This is a genomic window from Streptomyces sp. NPDC046727 (assembly GCF_040645635.1).
Lineage (GTDB): Bacteria > Actinomycetota > Actinomycetes > Streptomycetales > Streptomycetaceae > Streptomyces.
In genome coordinates this window covers 107936-124662 of the sequence record NZ_JBEYYR010000001.1, presented here as the reverse complement: position 1 = coordinate 124662, position 16727 = coordinate 107936, and the positions used below count along the sequence as shown (strand labels likewise).

At 75.2% G+C, this 16727-nt stretch carries 3 protein-coding genes; all 3 read left to right on the top strand.

Annotated features, from left to right (window positions below; translation table 11 throughout):
• The first annotated feature begins 65 nt into the window (after positions 1–65).
• Genes sbnA through ABZ937_RS00550 form a run of 3 tightly spaced genes read left to right on the top strand, consistent with a single transcriptional unit; the run spans position 66 to position 16700 of the window.
• Positions 66–1160, top strand: coding sequence for a 2,3-diaminopropionate biosynthesis protein SbnA (gene sbnA, locus ABZ937_RS00560; RefSeq protein ID WP_361684142.1), 1095 nt, complete (start codon positions 66–68; stop codon positions 1158–1160).
• Between the two features lie 37 nt (positions 1161–1197).
• The gene (locus tag ABZ937_RS00555) at positions 1198–9078 is read left to right on the top strand and encodes an amino acid adenylation domain-containing protein (RefSeq protein WP_361684140.1); all 7881 of its coding nucleotides are present in this window, start codon (positions 1198–1200) and stop codon (positions 9076–9078) included.
• Positions 9075–16700: an amino acid adenylation domain-containing protein gene (locus ABZ937_RS00550; protein ID WP_361684138.1), complete on the top strand. Its 7626-nt coding sequence runs from the start codon at positions 9075–9077 to the stop codon at positions 16698–16700. The genes ABZ937_RS00555 and ABZ937_RS00550 overlap by 4 nt, the downstream gene beginning before the upstream one ends.
• Positions 16701–16727: the final 27 nt, after the last annotated feature.

The following is a 16727-nucleotide window of genomic DNA, read 5'->3' as shown; positions in this document are numbered from 1 at the left end:
CCCGGTCAGCGCCCGTCGACAGGCTTTCGGCGAGGCCCATTCGCCGCCGTAGGCCAGGAGTGCCAGTGCCGGTCATCACCGCGTCGCATGAATTCGATGTCAGCGACCTCTTCGTGAATCTTCAGCCGCTCTTCGGGCGCAGGCTGTTCCTGAAGATCGAGGGATTCAACTTCGCCGGATCCATCAAACTCAAGGCCGCCCGCGAGATGGTCGCCCAGGCGGAGGCCGCAGGGCTGCTCCGCCCGGGCTCGACCCTGGTGGAGTCCTCGTCCGGCAACATGGGCGTGGCGCTGGCCCTGCTCGCGGCGAGCCGCGGCTACCGGTTCGTGTGCGTGACCGACACCCGCTGCAACGCGGTGACCCGGCGCACCATGGAGTCCCTCGGCGCCGAGGTCCACGTCATCACCGAACCGCACGAGACCGAGGGCTTCCTCGGCGCCCGGATCCGCCACGTCAAGGCGCTGCTCGCCGCCGACGACAGCAGGGTGTGGCTGAACCAGTACCTCAGCCCCGGCAACTGGATGGCCCACTACCGCACCACCGCCCCCGCCATCGCCCGCCAGTTCCCCGACCTGAACGTGCTGTTCGTCGGCGCCGGCACCACCGGCACCCTGATGGGCTGCGCCCGCTGGTTCCGGGAGCGGCGGCCCTCGGTGCGGGTGGTCGCCGTCGACAGCGTCGGCTCCGTCACCTTCGGCGGGCCGGCCGGCACCCGGCACATCCCCGGCCTCGGCACCAGTGTGCGGCCCGCGCTGCTCGACGAGAGCCTGGTCGACGCCGTCGTCCACGTGCCCGAGGCGGCCACCGTGCGCACCTGCCGGGCGCTGACCCGGCACGGCTTCCCGGTCGGCGGCTCCACCGGTACGGCGGTGACCGGCGCGCTGCGCTGGCTGGAGGAGCAGTACGGCGACGGCGCCGGCGGGGTCCGCGAACAGATCACCGCGGTGACCGTCTCCCCGGACCTGGGCGACCGCTACATGGAGACCGTCTACCACGACGAGTGGGTGCACGGCGCCTTCGGCCCGGACCTGCTGACGGACCTGGCCGCCGACCGCGCGGACCTGACGCGCCTCGCCCGGCCGGCCGCCCCGGCGGACCACGACAACGCCGGCGGACTGACGACGGCCACGGCAGCCGCCGCCACGGACCGAACGAGCTGAGCGGGGCTGATTTCCGACAATGACGGGGAGCAAAGCGATGACGACAAACCGAGGCGCCGTCCTCCCGCTCACCGCGGCGCAGGCCGAGATCTGGTTCGACGAACAGTTCGCCACCGGACCGCTCGGCTACAACATGGCCGACTACATCGACCTGCGCGGGCCGCTCGACACCGGGCTGCTGGAGCGGGCGCTGCGCCGCCTGGGGCACGAGGCCGAAGGGCTGCGCGTGCAGTTCGTGGAAGACGCGGGCACCCCGGGCCAGATCATCCGGCCGCTCGCCCGGCTCCCGCTCCGCAAGCTGGACTTCAGCACCGAGCCCGAGCCGCTCGCCGCCGCCGAGCGGTGGATGCGCGCCGACCACGCCGAACCCCTGGAGATCACCGACTTCCCGCTGTTCCGCGGCGCCCTGCTCACCCTCGGCCCCGAGCACCACCTGCTCTACCTGTGCATGCACCACATCCTGGCCGACGGCTACAGCCGCGCCCTGCTCTACCCCAAGCTGGCCACGCTCTACGCCCGCCTGGCCGCGGGCGAGGACGACCCTGCCCTGGACGCGGACGCCATCCCGCCCTTCCACAAGCTGCTCGACGGCGAACGCCGCTACCTGGAGTCGAAGCAGGTCGAGCGGGACCGTGCCCACTGGACCGGCCGCCTCACCGGCGACGGCCCGGCCCCCGAACTCGTCTCGCTCTCCGACCGCGACCCGGCCCCCGGCCGCAGCGCCCTGCGCCACACCACCCGGCTCACCCCGCACGCCACCGAGGCCCTGCGCGAGCTGGCCCGGGCCGGCAAGGTCACCCTGCCGGTCCTCATGGTCGGCGCCATGGCCGCCTACACCCAGCGGGTCACCGGCGTCGCCGAACCGCTGCTCACCCTCCCGGTGACCGGCCGCACCGGCGCCGTCGCCCGCGAGATCCCCGGCATGCTCGCCAACTACCTGCCGCTCGCCGTGCGCGTCCGCCCCGAGCTGACCGCCCGGCAACTGCTCCGGCAGGCCTGGACCGAGGTCTCCGGCGCCCTCAAGCACCAGCGGTACCGCGGCGACCGCATCCGCCGCGACATCGGCCTGCGCTCCGACGACCGGCGGGTCTTCGGCCCCTTCATCAACGTCCTCAACCAGGACCCGGCGCTGGCCTTCGGCGACTGCCGGGGCACGGTGGTCAACATCTCCACCGGCATCGTCAACGACCTCATCGTGACCGTCCTCAACACCGTCGACGGCACGATGGAGATCCACCTCGACGGCAACCCGGAGCTGTACTCCGACGCCGGCCTCGCCGCGCACCTCGCCCGGTTCGAGGCGTTCCTGGCCGACCTCGCCGCGCTGCCCGCCGACGCGCCCCTCGCCCGCATCGCCCTGCGCGCCCCCGGCGAGCCGGTCGGCCTGCTGGGCGCCTGGGACCCGGACGCCGAACGCGCCGGGTACGAGGGCCTGGTGGAGCGGGTGCGCGCGGTCGCCGCCCGCACTCCCGACGCCGTCGCCGTCACCGACGGCACCGAGCGCGTCACCTACCGGCAGCTGCTGACCCGGGCCGCCGGCGTCGCCGCCCGCCTGACCGCGTCCGGCTTCCGCCCCGGCTCGGTGGTGGCGATGCTCGCCGACCCCGGGGTGCCGTTCGTGACCGGTGTGCTCGGCGTCCTCGCCGCGGGCGGGGCCTATCTCCCGCTCGACCCGGCGGCCCCGGCCGCCCGCAACGCGTCCCTGCTCGCCGACAGCGGCGCCCGCCACCTGCTGGTCGGGCGCGCATACGAGGCGCAGGCCCGCGACGACCTGACCGCCCTGCCGCTCACCGACCCCGCCGACCTCACCTGCCCCACCGAACTCCCCACCGTCGGCGGGGGCCTGGATCTGGCGTACGTGATGTTCACGTCGGGGTCGACGGGTCGTCCGAAGGGGGCGATGGTGCAGCGGTCCGGGATGGTGAACCACCTGTGGGCGAAGGTGGGTGACCTGGAGCTGGTCGCGGGGGAGTCGGTGGTGCAGAACGCGCCGCTGACGTTCGACGTGTCGGTGTGGCAGATGCTGGCTCCGCTGCTGGTGGGTGGCACGGTGCGGGTCGCGGGGGAGTTGGCGGCGGATCCGTCGGGGTTGTTCGCGATGGTGGCCGGTGAGCGGGTGGCGGTGCTGGAGGTGGTGCCGTCGCTGTTGCGGGCGGCGCTGGACGCGTGGGACATCGAAGGGACCGCGCCGCAGCTGCCGGATCTGCGGTGGCTGATGGTGACGGGTGAGGCGTTGCCGGCGGATCTGTGCCGTCGGTGGCACGAGCGGTACCCGCATGTTCCGCTGATGAACGCCTACGGTCCGACGGAGTGTTCGGACGACGTGACGCACGCGGTCATCCGGGCCGGGGACACGCTGGGCGCTCGGGTGCCGATCGGTTCCGCTGTGCGTAACACGCGTTTGTACGTCCTGTCGGACGAGCTGCAGCCGGTGCCGGTGGGAGTGCCCGGTGAGCTGTACGTCGGGGGCGCGGGTGTCGGTCGCGGCTACCTCCACGACTCCTCCCGTACGGCGGGCACCTTCGTGGCCGACCCCTTCGGCCACGCCGGAACGCGCATGTACCGGACCGGTGACCGCGTCGTCCAGCGCCCCGACGGTCAGCTGGAGTTCATCGAACGCCGTGACCACCAGGTCAAGATCCGTGGCCGGCGTGTCGAGACCGGGGAGATCGAGGCGGTGGTCCGTTCGCTGGAGGGTGTGACGGACGCGGCGGTGGCCGTGCTCCCGGACGCCTCCGGCAACCCCCGTCTCGTCGGCTACCTGACCGGCCCCGAGGTGGACGCCGTCCGGGTACGGGCCGAGCTGGCCCAGCTGCTCCCGTCGTACATGATCCCGGCGTCGTGGCTGGTCATGGACTCGCTGCCGTTGACGGCCAACGGCAAGCTGGACCGCAAGGCGCTGCCCCAGCCCGCGTTGGAAGGGCAGGAGGCCAAGCGGGCCGCGGGCAACGACCGTGAGCGCGTCCTCGCCGAGATCTTCGCCGACGTCCTCGGGGTCGCCGAGGTCGGCGTGGACGAGGACTTCTTCGCTCTCGGCGGTGACAGCATCCGCTCCATCCAGCTGGTCAGCCGGGCCCGCGCCGCCGGGATCGCCCTGACCACCCGCGACGTCTTCGAGCACAAGTCGGTCACCGCCCTCGCGCGGGCCGCCGGAAGCCTGGACGCGCACGCCGGGCCGACCGGGGACGACGGGGTCGGGCCGTACGAACTCACCCCGATCATGGCCCAGTTGCACGAGGAGACCGGCACGCTCACCGGGCCGGTGGTCAAGTACAGCCAGCACATCGTCGTCGGCGTTCCCGCCGGGCTCGACGCCGGGCTGCTCGACGCCGCCCTGCACGCCGTGGCCGACCACCATGACGCCCTGCGCACCCGGGCCACCGAACCGGCACCCGGCCTGTGGCACATGGAGGTCCTCGCCCCCGGTGCGCTGGCCGGTGTGCCGCTGGCCGCCACCGCCGAACCGGACGGCAAGGACGACCCGGCCCGCGCCGAACGGCAGGCCGCCGCTGCCCGCGCCCGGCTCGACCCGGCCCGCGCGGTCATGATCCAGGCCGTGCTGCTCGCCGCCCCGCCCGGAGCGGACACCGCCCGGCTGGTGCTGTGCGCCCACCACCTCGTCGTGGACGGTGTGTCCTGGCGCGTGCTGCTGCCCGACCTCGAAGCGGCCTACCGCGCCCTCGCCGAGGGCCGCACCCCGGCGCTCGACCCGGTCGGCACCTCCTACCGCGGCTGGTCCGCGTTCCTCGCCGAGCAGGCCCGCACCCAGGTGCGCGGCGCCGAACTCGCCGTATGGCAGCGGCAGCTGGCGGGCCCCGACCCGCTGGTGGGCACCCGGCGTCCCGACCCGGCCCAGGACGTCCACGGCACCCTGCGCACCCTCCGTCTCGAACTGGGCCCCGCGGCCACCGCGCCGCTGCTGACCGAGGTGCCCGCGGCCTTCCACGCCGAGATCAACGACGTACTGCTCACCGGGCTCGCCGTCGCCGTGGCGGACTGGCGCCGCCGGCACGGCCACACCCACCACGCGCAGACCCTGATCGAGCTGGAGGGGCACGGCCGGGAGCAGCTCGGTGACGAGCTGGACCTGTCCCGTACCGTCGGCTGGTTCACCAGCGCCTTCCCGGTCCGCCTGGACGTCGGCGCCGTCGACTGGACGGAGCTGTGGGCGGGCGGCCCCGCGCTCGCCGCCGTACTGAAGCGGATCAAGGAGCAGCTGCACGCCCTGCCCGACCGGGGCGTCGGCTTCGGCCTGCTGCGCTACCTCAACCCGCACGCCGCCCGCGTCCTCGCCCGCCACCCGCGGCCCCAGATCGGCTTCAACTACATGGGCCGCTTCGACGCCCGCGCGGACCGGCTGTGGGAGCCCGTCGGCGGGGACGGCGTCGTCGGCACCGGAGCCCACCCGGGCATGCCGCTGCCGCACCTCATCGACGTCACCCCGGCCACGGAGGACCGGCACGACGGACCGCACCTGATCGCCAACTGGGCGTGGGCCGGGAACGCGGTCGCCGAGGAGGACGTCCAGGACCTCGCCGACACCTGGTTCCGGGCCCTGGAGCTGCTCGGCCGGCACGCACCGGCCGCGGGCGGCCGTACCCCCTCCGACGTGCCGCTGGTCGACGTCACCCAGGACGAGATCGAGGCGTACGAGGCCGAACTCGCCGACGCGGGCACCGCCCTGGCCGACATCCTGCCCCTCACCCCGCTGCAGCAGGGCATGCTCTTCCACGCCGACTACGACACGGCGACCGACCACGGCACCGACGTCTACACCCTGCAGATCGTCGCCGAGGTGGAGGGCGACCTCGACCCGGCCGCCCTGCGCGCCGCCGGCCAGGCGCTCCTGGACCGGCACCCCAACCTGCGCGCCTCCTTCCGGGCCCGGCCGGCCGGCGCCCCCGTACAGCTGATCCCGGCCCGCGCGGACCTCCCCTGGCAGGAGACCGACCTGCGCGACCTGCCGGAACCCGAGCGGACCGCCGAGCTGGACCGGATCACCGCGGCCGAACGCGCCCACCGCTTCGACCTGGACCGCCCGCCGCTGCTGCGGTTCACGCTCGTCACCCACGGCGAGGGCCGGCACCGGTTCATCTGGACCAGTCACCACATCCTGGTCGACGGCTGGTCGATGCCGCTGCTGGTCCGCGAGCTGTTCGCGCTCGGCCGGTCCGGCACCGACGCCGGCACCCTGCCCGCCCCCGTCCCCTACCGCACCTACCTCGCCTGGCTGACCCGGCAGGACCGCACGGCCGCCCGGGCCGCCTGGCGCGAGGCGCTCGCCGGCCTCGACGGTCCGACCCTCCTCGTGGACGCCGCCCCCGACCGCGCCCCGGTGCTGCCCGAGTCCCTGCGGCTCGACCTGCCCCGCGACCTGACCCAGGCCCTCACCGGCTGGGCCCGCGCCCGGGGCCTGACCCTCAACACCGTGCTCCAGGGCTGCTGGGCGCTGCTGCTCGGCCGGCTCACCGGCCGCCAGGACGTCGTCTTCGGCGCCGTCACCTCCGGCCGGCCCGCCGAGGTCCCGGGCGTCGAGTCGATGATCGGCATGTTCCTCACCACCGTGCCCGTGCGGGCCCGGCTGCACCCCGGCACCCGCCTCACCGAGCTGCTGCGCACGATCCAGCACCAGCAGACGGCGCTGCTGCCCCACGAGCACCTGGGCCTCGCCGACATCCACAAGGCGGCGGGCCTGTCCGGCGAGGTCTTCGACACCGTCGTCCTCTTCGAGAACTTCCCGCTCGACGCCGCCGACCCGGCCGCCGGCACCGACGGCCCCCGCGTGCTGCGCACCGAGGCCCTGGACGCCCGCCACCACCCGCTCAGCATGGCGGTGTTCCCCGGCGACACCCTCACCCTGCGCTTCGACTACGCGCCCGACCTGTTCACCGGCGCCGACGTCGAGCGGATCGCCGTCATGGTCCGGCACCTGCTGCGGACCGTCACCGACGGCGGCGACCTGCCGCTCGCCCGGATCGACATCACCGCCCCGACGACCCTCGCCGGCCCCGGACAGCCCGGCGAACTCGGCGGCCTGCTCGGCTCCTGGGACCCGAGCCTGCCCGAGGAGAGCCTCGGCGTCGTGGAGCGGGTCCGGGCGGTCGCGGCCCGCGTGCCCGACACCGTCGCCGTGGCCGACGGCACGGACAGCGTCACCTACGGCGCACTCGTGGAGCGCGCCGGCGGCCTGTCCGCCCGCCTCACCACCGCCGGCGCCGGCCTCGGCTCGGTGGTGGCGCTGCTCGCCGACCCCGGGGTGCCGTTCGTGACGGGCGTCCTGGGCGTGCTGGGCGCGGGCGGGGCGTATCTGCCCCTCGACCCGGCGGCCCCGGCCGCCCGCAACGCGTCCCTGCTCGCCGACAGCGGCGCCCGGCACCTGCTGGTCGGGCGCGCGTACGAGGCGCAGGCCCGCGAACTCGCCGCCGACACCACCGTGCTGGTCCTGGAGGACACCCTCACCGACCACGCACTGCCGACCGCCCTCGGCGGGGGCCTGGACCTGGCGTACGTGATGTTCACGTCGGGGTCGACGGGTCGTCCGAAGGGGGCGATGGTGCAGCGGTCCGGGATGGTGAACCACCTGTGGGCGAAGGTGGGTGATCTGGAGCTGGTCGCGGGGGAGTCGGTGGTGCAGAACGCGCCGCTGACGTTCGACGTGTCGGTGTGGCAGATGCTGGCTCCGCTGCTGGTGGGTGGCACGGTGCGGGTCGCGGGGGAGTTGGCGGCGGATCCGTCGGGGTTGTTCGCGATGGTGGCCGGTGAGCGGGTGGCGGTGCTGGAGGTGGTGCCGTCGCTGTTGCGGGCGGCGCTGGACGCGTGGGACATCGAAGGGACCGCGCCGCAGCTTCCCGACCTGCGCTGGCTGATGGTCACCGGTGAGGCGTTGCCGGCGGATCTGTGCCGTCGGTGGCACGAGCGGTACCCGCATGTTCCGCTGATGAACGCGTACGGTCCGACGGAGTGTTCGGACGACGTGACGCACGCGGTCATCCGGGCCGGGGACACGCTGGGCGCTCGGGTGCCGATCGGTTCCGCTGTGCGCAACACGCGCTTGTACGTCCTGTCGGACGAGCTGCAGCCGGTGCCGGTGGGAGTGCCCGGTGAGCTGTACGTCGGCGGCGCGGGTGTCGGTCGCGGCTATCTGTTCGACCCTGCGCGTACGGCGGGGACGTTCATGGCGGACCCCTTCGGTGGCGCGGGTGCGCGGATGTACCGGACGGGTGACCGGGTGGTCCAGCGCCCCGACGGTCAGCTGGAGTTCATCGAGCGCCGTGACCACCAGGTCAAGATCCGTGGCCGGCGTGTCGAGACCGGGGAGATCGAGGCGGTGGTCCGTTCGCTGGAGGGTGTGACGGACGCGGCGGTGGCCGTGCTCCCGGACGCCTCCGGCAACCCCCGTCTCGTCGGCTACCTGACCGGCCCCGGTGTCGACCCCGACCAGGTCCGCTCGGCACTGGTCCGGCTGCTCCCGTCGTACATGATCCCGGCGTCGTGGCTGGTCATGGACTCGCTGCCGTTGACGGCCAACGGCAAGCTGGACCGCAAGGCGCTGCCCCAGCCCGCGTTGGAAGGGCAGGAGGCCAAGCGGGCCGCGGACAACGACCGTGAGCGCGTCCTCGCCGAGATCTTCGCCGACGTCCTCGGGGTCGCCGAGGTCGGCGTGGACGAGGACTTCTTCGCTCTCGGCGGTGACAGCATCCGCTCCATCCAGCTGGTCAGCCGGGCCCGCGCCGCCGGGTTCCCGCTGACCACCCGCGACGTCTTCGAGCGGCGCACGGTCCTGGACCTCGCCCGGGCCGCGGCCGAGGCCCCCGCCGAGGAGGCCGCCGCCGCGCCGCAGCCCGCCGACGCGCTCATCGCTCTCTCCGCCGAAGAACTCGCCGACCTGGAACTTGAGTTGAGTGAGGACCTGTCGTGACCGAATCCAGCACCGGGTCGAAGATCAGCGCAGTGCTTCCGCTCTCGCCGCTGCAGCAGGGGCTGCTCTTCCTGTCCTCGTACGACCGCGCGGCACCCGACCACTACCTCCTCCAGTTCACCGCCGACATCGAGGGCGACGGCGCGGACCTGGAACGCAGACTGCGCGCCGCCTCGGCCGCGCTGCTGCGCCGGCACCCGAACCTGCGGGCCTGCTTCCGGCACCGCAAGAGCGGTGAGCCCGTGCAGGTCGTCCTCCGCGAGGACGACGTGACCCCCGAGTGGGCCGTGCACGACCTCACCCGCCTGCCCGCCGGGGAACGGACGGCCGCGGCGGACCGGCTGGCCCGGGAGGACCGGCGGCGCCGGATGGATCCGGCCCGCCCGCCGCTCATGCGGTTCAGCCTCCTCCGGCTCGGCGAGCGCAGCCACCGGCTGGTGTGGTCCGTGCACCACATCCTGGTCGACGGCTGGTCGCTGCCGCTGGCGGTGCGCGAACTGACCGTCCTCGCCGACGCATCGGGTGGGGAGTCTCTGCCGGAGCCCGCGCCGTACAGTTCCTACCTGGCCTGGCTGGGCACCCGCGACAAGGCCGCGGCGCGGGACGCGTGGGCCGGGCTGCTGCGGGGGCTCGACGGGCCCGTCCGGGTCGCCCCGGACGCCGTCGGTGCCGGGGAGCAGCCCGTCGAGGCCGAGGCCGTCCTGCCGCGCGAGCGGACCGCCGCGCTGCTGGCGTGGAGCCGGGCCCAGGGGCTCACCCTCAACTCCGTGGTGCAGGGCTGCTGGGCGCTGCTGCTCGGCCGGCTCACCGGGCGCGCGGACGTCGTCTTCGGCGCCGTCACCTCCGGGCGGCCCGCCGAGGTCCCGGACGTCGAGTCGATGATCGGGCTGTTCGCCAACACCCTGCCCGTCCGGGCCGACGTACGCCCGGAGCGGCCGGCCGGCGAACTGTTCCGGGACCTGGCCCGGCAGCAGCTCGCGATGATGCCGCACGAGCACCTGCCGCTCGCCGAGGTGCAGGCCGCCTGTGGCATCCAGGGGGAACTCTTCGACGCGGTCCTCGCCTTCCAGAACTATCCGCTCGACGAGGAGGAGCTGCGCCGGCACTCCGGCGGCACCGTCTCCGCCGCCCGCGTGCACGCGGCCACGCACTACCCCCTCCACCTGACCGTCACGCCCGGCGAGAGCCTCGGGCTGCGGCTGTCGTACCGGGCATCGGCGCTGGGGGAGGGCACCGCTGCCGCACAGCGGCTGCTGGACCGGCTGGTGCGCATCCTCGGCGAGGTGGCCGCCGACCCGGACGCGCCCCTCGCCCGCCTGGGCGCCCTCGACCCGGCCGAGGAGCACCGCATCCTCACCGAGTGGAGCGGCACCCCGACGGCCACCGGGCCGACCGCCGACGGGACGAGGGGCTCCGCCCGGTCCGCCGCCGACGGTACGCCGGCCCTCGGCCGATCCGCCGTGCCCGACCGCGCGCCCATCGCCGAGGGCGTCGCCGACGGTACGAGAGGCTCCGGCCGGTCCGCCGTAGCCGTCACTCCCGGTACCACCATCCCCTCCCGCTTCGCCGCCCAGGCCGCCCGTACGCCCGAGGCCACAGCCGTCACCACCTCCGGCGGCACCCGTCTCACCTACCGTGAGCTGGACGAGCGGTCCAACCGGCTGGCCCGGTTGATCGTCGCGCGCGGTGCCGGTCCGGAGGACTTCGTCGCCGTCGCCCTGCCGCGCGGCGCCGAGCTGATCGTGGCGGTCCTCGCCGTGCTGAAGGCGGGCGCCGCCTATCTGCCGCTCGAACCCGCCCACCCGGCCGAGCGCATCGCCCACACCCTGCGCGACGCCCGCCCCAAGCTGCTGCTGACCACCACGGACACCCGGCTGCCCGGCCCGGCGGACGTCCCCGGACCGCTCCGCGTCGACCTCGACACCGACGCCACCGGCGCCGAGCTGGCCGCCTGCCCGGCCACGGCCCCCGACCCCGCCCTCACCGCCGACCACCCGGCCTACGTCATCTACACCTCCGGCTCCACCGGCCGGCCCAAGGGCGTCGTCGTCCCGCACCGCAACGTGATCCGGCTGCTGGACTCCACCGACCGCTGGTTCCGCTTCGGCCCGGACGACGTGTGGACCCTCTTCCACTCCATCGCCTTCGACTTCACCGTCTGGGAGCTGTGGGGCGCACTGCTGTACGGCGGGCGCCTGGTCGTCGTGCCGTACGACGTCTCCCGCTCGCCAGGCGCCTTCCTGGACCTGCTGGCGGCCGAGCGGGTCACCGTCCTCAACCAGACGCCGTCCGCCTTCTACCAGCTGATGCGCGCCGACGCCGACCGTCCCCGCGAACTCGCCCTGCGGCACGTGGTGTTCGGCGGCGAGGCACTCGACCTCGGCCGGCTCGCCGACTGGTACGCCCGGCACCCGGACGCCCCGCGCCTGGTGAACATGTACGGCATCACCGAGACCACCGTGCACGTGTCGTACCAGGAACTGGACCGGGAGCTGGCGGCGGCCGGGCACGGCAGCGTCATCGGGCGGGGCATCCCGGACCTGCGGGTGTACGTGCTGGACAGCGCGCTGCGGCCGGTGCCGCAGGGTGTGCCCGGCGAGCTGTACGTGGCCGGGCCCGGCCTGGCCCGCGGCTATCTGGGCCGGCCCGCGCTGACCGCCGGACGGTTCGTGGCCTGCCCGTACGGGGAGCCCGGCGAGCGGATGTACCGCACCGGCGACCTCGCCCGCTGGCGTCCCGACGGCACCCTCGTCTACCTGGGGCGCGCCGACGAACAGGTCCAGCTGCGCGGCTTCCGCATCGAACTCGGCGAGATCGCCACCGTCCTCGGCGGCCACCCCTGGCCGGCCGAGGTGGCCGTCGTGGCCCGCGAGGACCGGCCCGGCGACCAGCGCCTGGTCGCCTACGTCGTCCCGCACGAGCCGGACGGCGGCCCCGACGACCGCGAACTCGCCGCGGGACTGCGGGCGTACGCCGCCGAGCGGCTGCCCGAACACATGGTGCCGGCGGCCGTCGTACGGCTGCCCGCGTTGCCCCTGACCCCCAACGGCAAGCTCGACCGGCGGGCCCTGCCCGCACCCGCCTACACCACCTCCGGGCAGGCCCCGCGCACCCGCGAGGAGGCCGCCCTGTGCACCGTCTTCGCCACCGTCCTCGGGCTCGAACGCGTCGGCGTGGACGACGACTTCTTCGCACTCGGCGGCCACTCGCTGCTCGCCACCCGCATCGTCAACCGGGTCCGCGCCGAACTGGACGCGGAACTGGAGGTCCGGGACCTGTTCGAGGCGCCCAGCCCGGCCGCGCTCGCCGGCCGGCTGCGCGGCGCCCGGCCCGGCCGGCCCCCGCTCACCGCCCGGCCCCGCCCGGCCGTCGTCCCGCTGTCGTACGCCCAGCAGCGGCTGTGGTTCATCGAGCGGCTCGGCGCGCCCGGCGGGCTCTACGCCATCCCCCTCGCGGTCCGGCTCACCGGCCCGCTCGACGTCCCCGCGCTCCACGCGGCGCTGCGCGACCTCGTCGCCCGCCACGAGGCGCTGCGGACCGTGTTCCCGGCGCGCACCGCCCCCGGTGCCGCCCCGGACCCCGGTGCCGGGACACCCCCCGTTCCCGGCACCGGTCCCGCGGTGAGCGTCGGCCCGGCCGAGCAGCGGGTGCTCGCGCCGGCCGACGCTCCCGTGCCCCTGCCCAGCAGCACCGTCACCGAGGCCGGGCTGCCCGCCGCGCTCGCCGCGGAGACGGCCCGCGGCTTCGACCTGGAGACCGGGATCCCGCTGCGGGCACGCCTGTTCACGCTCGGCCAGGACGAGCACGTCCTGCTGCTCGTCCTGCACCACATCGCCGGCGACCGCTGGTCCCTCACCCCGCTCGTCCGGGACCTGACCGCCGCGTACGCCGCCCGCCGCGCCGGCCGCGCGCCCGAACTGCCGGCGCTTCCGGTGACGTACACCGACTTCACGCTGTGGCAGCGCGAGCTGCTCGGCGACGAGGACCGGCCGGACAGCGAACTCGCCCGCCAGCTCGCCTACTGGCGGACGGCGCTCGACGGGCTGCCCGAGGAACTTCCGCTGCCCCGCGACATCCCGCGCGGCGCCCGCACCAGCCACCGGGGCGGCGTCGTGCGCGCCGCCCTGCCCGAGCGGCCGGCCGCGGCGCTGCGGCGGCGGGCGGCCGAGTGGAACGTCAGCCCGTTCATGGTGCTCCAGGCGGCGCTCGCCGCCCTGCTCACCCGGCTCGGCGCGGGCACCGACATCCCCCTCGGCACCCCCGTGGCGGGCCGCGGCGACGAACGGCTGAACGACGTGGTCGGCATGTTCGTCAACACGCTGGTACTGCGCACCGACACCGGCGGCGACCCCGGCCTGCGGGAACTCGTCGACCGGGTCCGGGTCCGGGACCTGGCGGCCTACCAGCACCAGGACGTGCCGTTCGAGAAGCTGGTGGAGGCGCTCGCCCCGGAGCGGTCCGCGGCCCGGCACCCGCTGTTCCAGGTGATGTTCGCCTTCGAGCAGCAGCAGGAGGCGCCCGCCGCCCGGGACGGACTCGCCGTACGGCCCGAGGAGGTGCCGTCCGCCACCGCCAAATGGGACCTGTTCTTCCAGTTCACCGAGGCGGGCGAAGGCGTGGAGCTGGCCCTGGAGTACAGCGCCGACCTGTTCGAACCCGGCACCGCCCGGCGCATCGCCGACGCCTGCGTCCGGCTGCTCGACGCCGCCCTGGCCGACCCGGACCGCCCGCTGTCCCGGCTCGACCTCCTCGGCGCCGAGGAACGGGCCGCGCTGCTGGCCCGCGGCACCCGCCGCACCGGCACCCCGGCCACCACCGTCACGGAACTCGTGGCCCGGCGGGCCGCCGCCACCCCGGACGCCGTCGCCCTGGTCCACCGGGACCCGGCGGGCGACCTCGTCCACACCGGCTACGCCGACCTCCACCGCGCCGCCGGACGCCTGGCCCACCTGCTCACCGCCCGGGGCGTCGGCCGCGGCGACGTGGTCGCGCTGTGCCTGGAACGCGGCCCGGCCGTCGTGACCACGCTGCTCGCCATCGCCCAGGCCGGCGCCGCCTACCTGCCGCTCGACCCCGCCTACCCGGCCGAGCGGATGCGGGACATGCTCGCCGACGCCGGGGTCCGGCTGCTGCTCACCCAGGACTCCCTCGCCGCCCGCTGCGCCGAGGCCGCCGGACCCGGCACCGAGCCGGTCGTCCTGGACACGCCCGCCACCCGGGCGGCCCTGGCCGCCCTGCCCGACCACGCACCGGACGTGCCCGCACCGCACCCCGACGACCTGCTCTACGTCATCTACACCTCCGGCTCCACCGGCCGGCCCAAGGGCGTGGCCGTCTCCCACCGGTCCGCCGTACGCCTCGTGCACGCCCTGCCCGAGCTGCGGTTCACCGCCGACGACACGTTCCTGTACTTCGCGCCGGTCGCGTTCGACGCCTCCACCTTCGAGATCTGGGCCCCGCTCGCGCACGGCGCCCGGCTCGCCGTCTGCCCGCCCGGGCCCGCGGACCCCGAGGCGCTCGGGGCGTTCCTGCGGCAGGCCGGGGTGACCGTCGCCTTCCTCACCACCCAGTTCGTCAACGCCGTCGCCGACACCCGGCCGCGCGCCCTGGCCCCGCTGCGGGCCCTGCTCACCGGCGGCGAGGCCCACTCCCGCGACCACCTCGACCGGCTCCGGGCCGCCCTGCCGGACACCGCCGTGCACAACGTGTACGGCCCCACGGAGGCCACCACCTTCGCCACCCGCCAGGACACCGCCGACGCCACCGACGCCCCCGCCGGTGTGCCCATCGGCCTGCCCATCGGCGACACCTGCGCCTACGTCCTGGACGAGGCGCTGCGACCGGTGCCGCAGGGCGTGGTCGGCGAGCTGTACCTGGCCGGGCCCGGCCTCGCCCGCGGCTACCTGGGCCGGCCCGCGCTGACCGCCGGCCGGTTCGTCGCCTGCCCGTACGGCGAGCCCGGCGCGCGCATGTACCGCACCGGCGACCTGGTGCGCTGGGACGCCCGCGGCCGGATCGACTACCTGAGCCGCGCCGACCAGCAGGTGAAGATCCGCGGCTACCGCATCGAACCCGGCGAGATAGAACGCCACCTGACGGCCCACCCGGCCGTCGCCCGCGCCGCCGTCCTCGCCTCCGCCGGCCGGCTCGTCGCCTACGTCGTCCCCGTCCCCGGCGAGCCCGCGCCCGAGCCGGCCCGGCTGCGCCGGCACCTGGCCCGCACCCTGCCCGACTACATGGTGCCGGGCGCGTACGTCCCGCTGCCGGAACTGCCGATGACCGTCAACGGCAAGCTCGATGTGGCCGCCCTGCCCGCCGCCCCGGACCGGCCCGCCGGCTCCGGCACGGCCCGCCCGCCCCGCACCGACGCCGAGCGGCGGCTGTGCGCGGCCGTCACCGAAGTGCTCGGCGGCCCGGCCGGACCGGACGACTCGTTCTTCGCACTCGGCGGGGACAGCCTCAAGGCGATCCAGCTGGTCAACACCGCGACCCGGGCCGGCCTGCCGATCACCCTCGCCGCAGTCTTCGAACACCGCACCCTGGAGTCCCTGGCCGCAACCGCCACACCGGTCGGGGGCACGCGGGAGGCTCCTGCGGGGGGCGCCGCCGAGCAGCACCGGGCTCTGGAGGCACCGGCCGCGAGCGCCGCGCCTGACGGTGGCATGTCGGAGGTGCCTGCCGGGCGGGCTGTCGCCGAAGGGGGCGCCGTCGAGCCGCACCGCGCCCCGGAGATGCCCGCCGCGCCCGCCAGGGGCACACGGGAGGTACATGCGGGGAGTGGCGTCACCGGACGGCACCGCGCCCCGGAGATGCCCGCCACGCTCGACCTGCTCGGGCCCGTCCTGCCCATCCGTGCCACCGGTGGCCGGCCGCCGCTGTTCTGTGTGCACGGCGGCCTCGGTTTCGGCATCCCGTTCGCCGCGCTCGCCGAACACCTCGGCCCCGAGCAGCCCGTGTACGCCCTCCAGGCCCGCGGACTCGCGGACGACGGGCCGCTGCCCGGCAGCATCGGCGAGGTCGCCGCCGACTACCTGGCGCGGATCCGCGCCCTCCAGCCGCACGACCCCTACCACCTGCTCGGCTGGTCCTACGGCGGCATCGTCGCCCACGAGATCGCCGCCCGCCTGCACACGGCCGGCGAGGAGGTCGCCTACCTCGCCAACCTGGACGCCTACCCGGACGACGGGCGCGGCGTCCACCCCACCGACGAGGAGTTCCTCGCCGACTTCCTCGCCGAGGCCGGCGTCGGCACCACCGGCCTGGACCGGCTCGACCCGCCCTCCGTCGCCGCCCACCTGGAGCGCACCGGCGGCCCGCTCGCCGGCCTCGGCCAGGCCACCCTGGAACGGCTGCTCGCGGTCATGCGCAACCACCTCGAACTGGTCCAGCGGCACACCCCGGACCACTTCGACGGCTGCCCGATGACGCTGTTCCGGGCCGCCGACGGGCTCACCGCGGAGGAGCGCGCCCTGAAAGCCAAGAGCTGGGAGCCGTACCTGGGCCGGCCCGCCGAGGTCCACGACGTGCCCTGCGGCCACCAGCAGATGCTCCGGCCGGCCCCGGCGGCGCTCATCGGCACCGCCGTGGCACACCGTCTGGGCGCCCTGGCCCCGGCCCGCTGACCCCCATCCCAACCGTCCGAGATCTGG

Bases quoted from the DNA above. Each gene is read 5' to 3' on its own strand.
- ABZ937_RS00555 (WP_361684140.1), top strand. From the start codon at position 1,198: ATGACGACAAACCGAGGCGCCGTCCTCCCGCTCACCGCGGCGCAGGCC.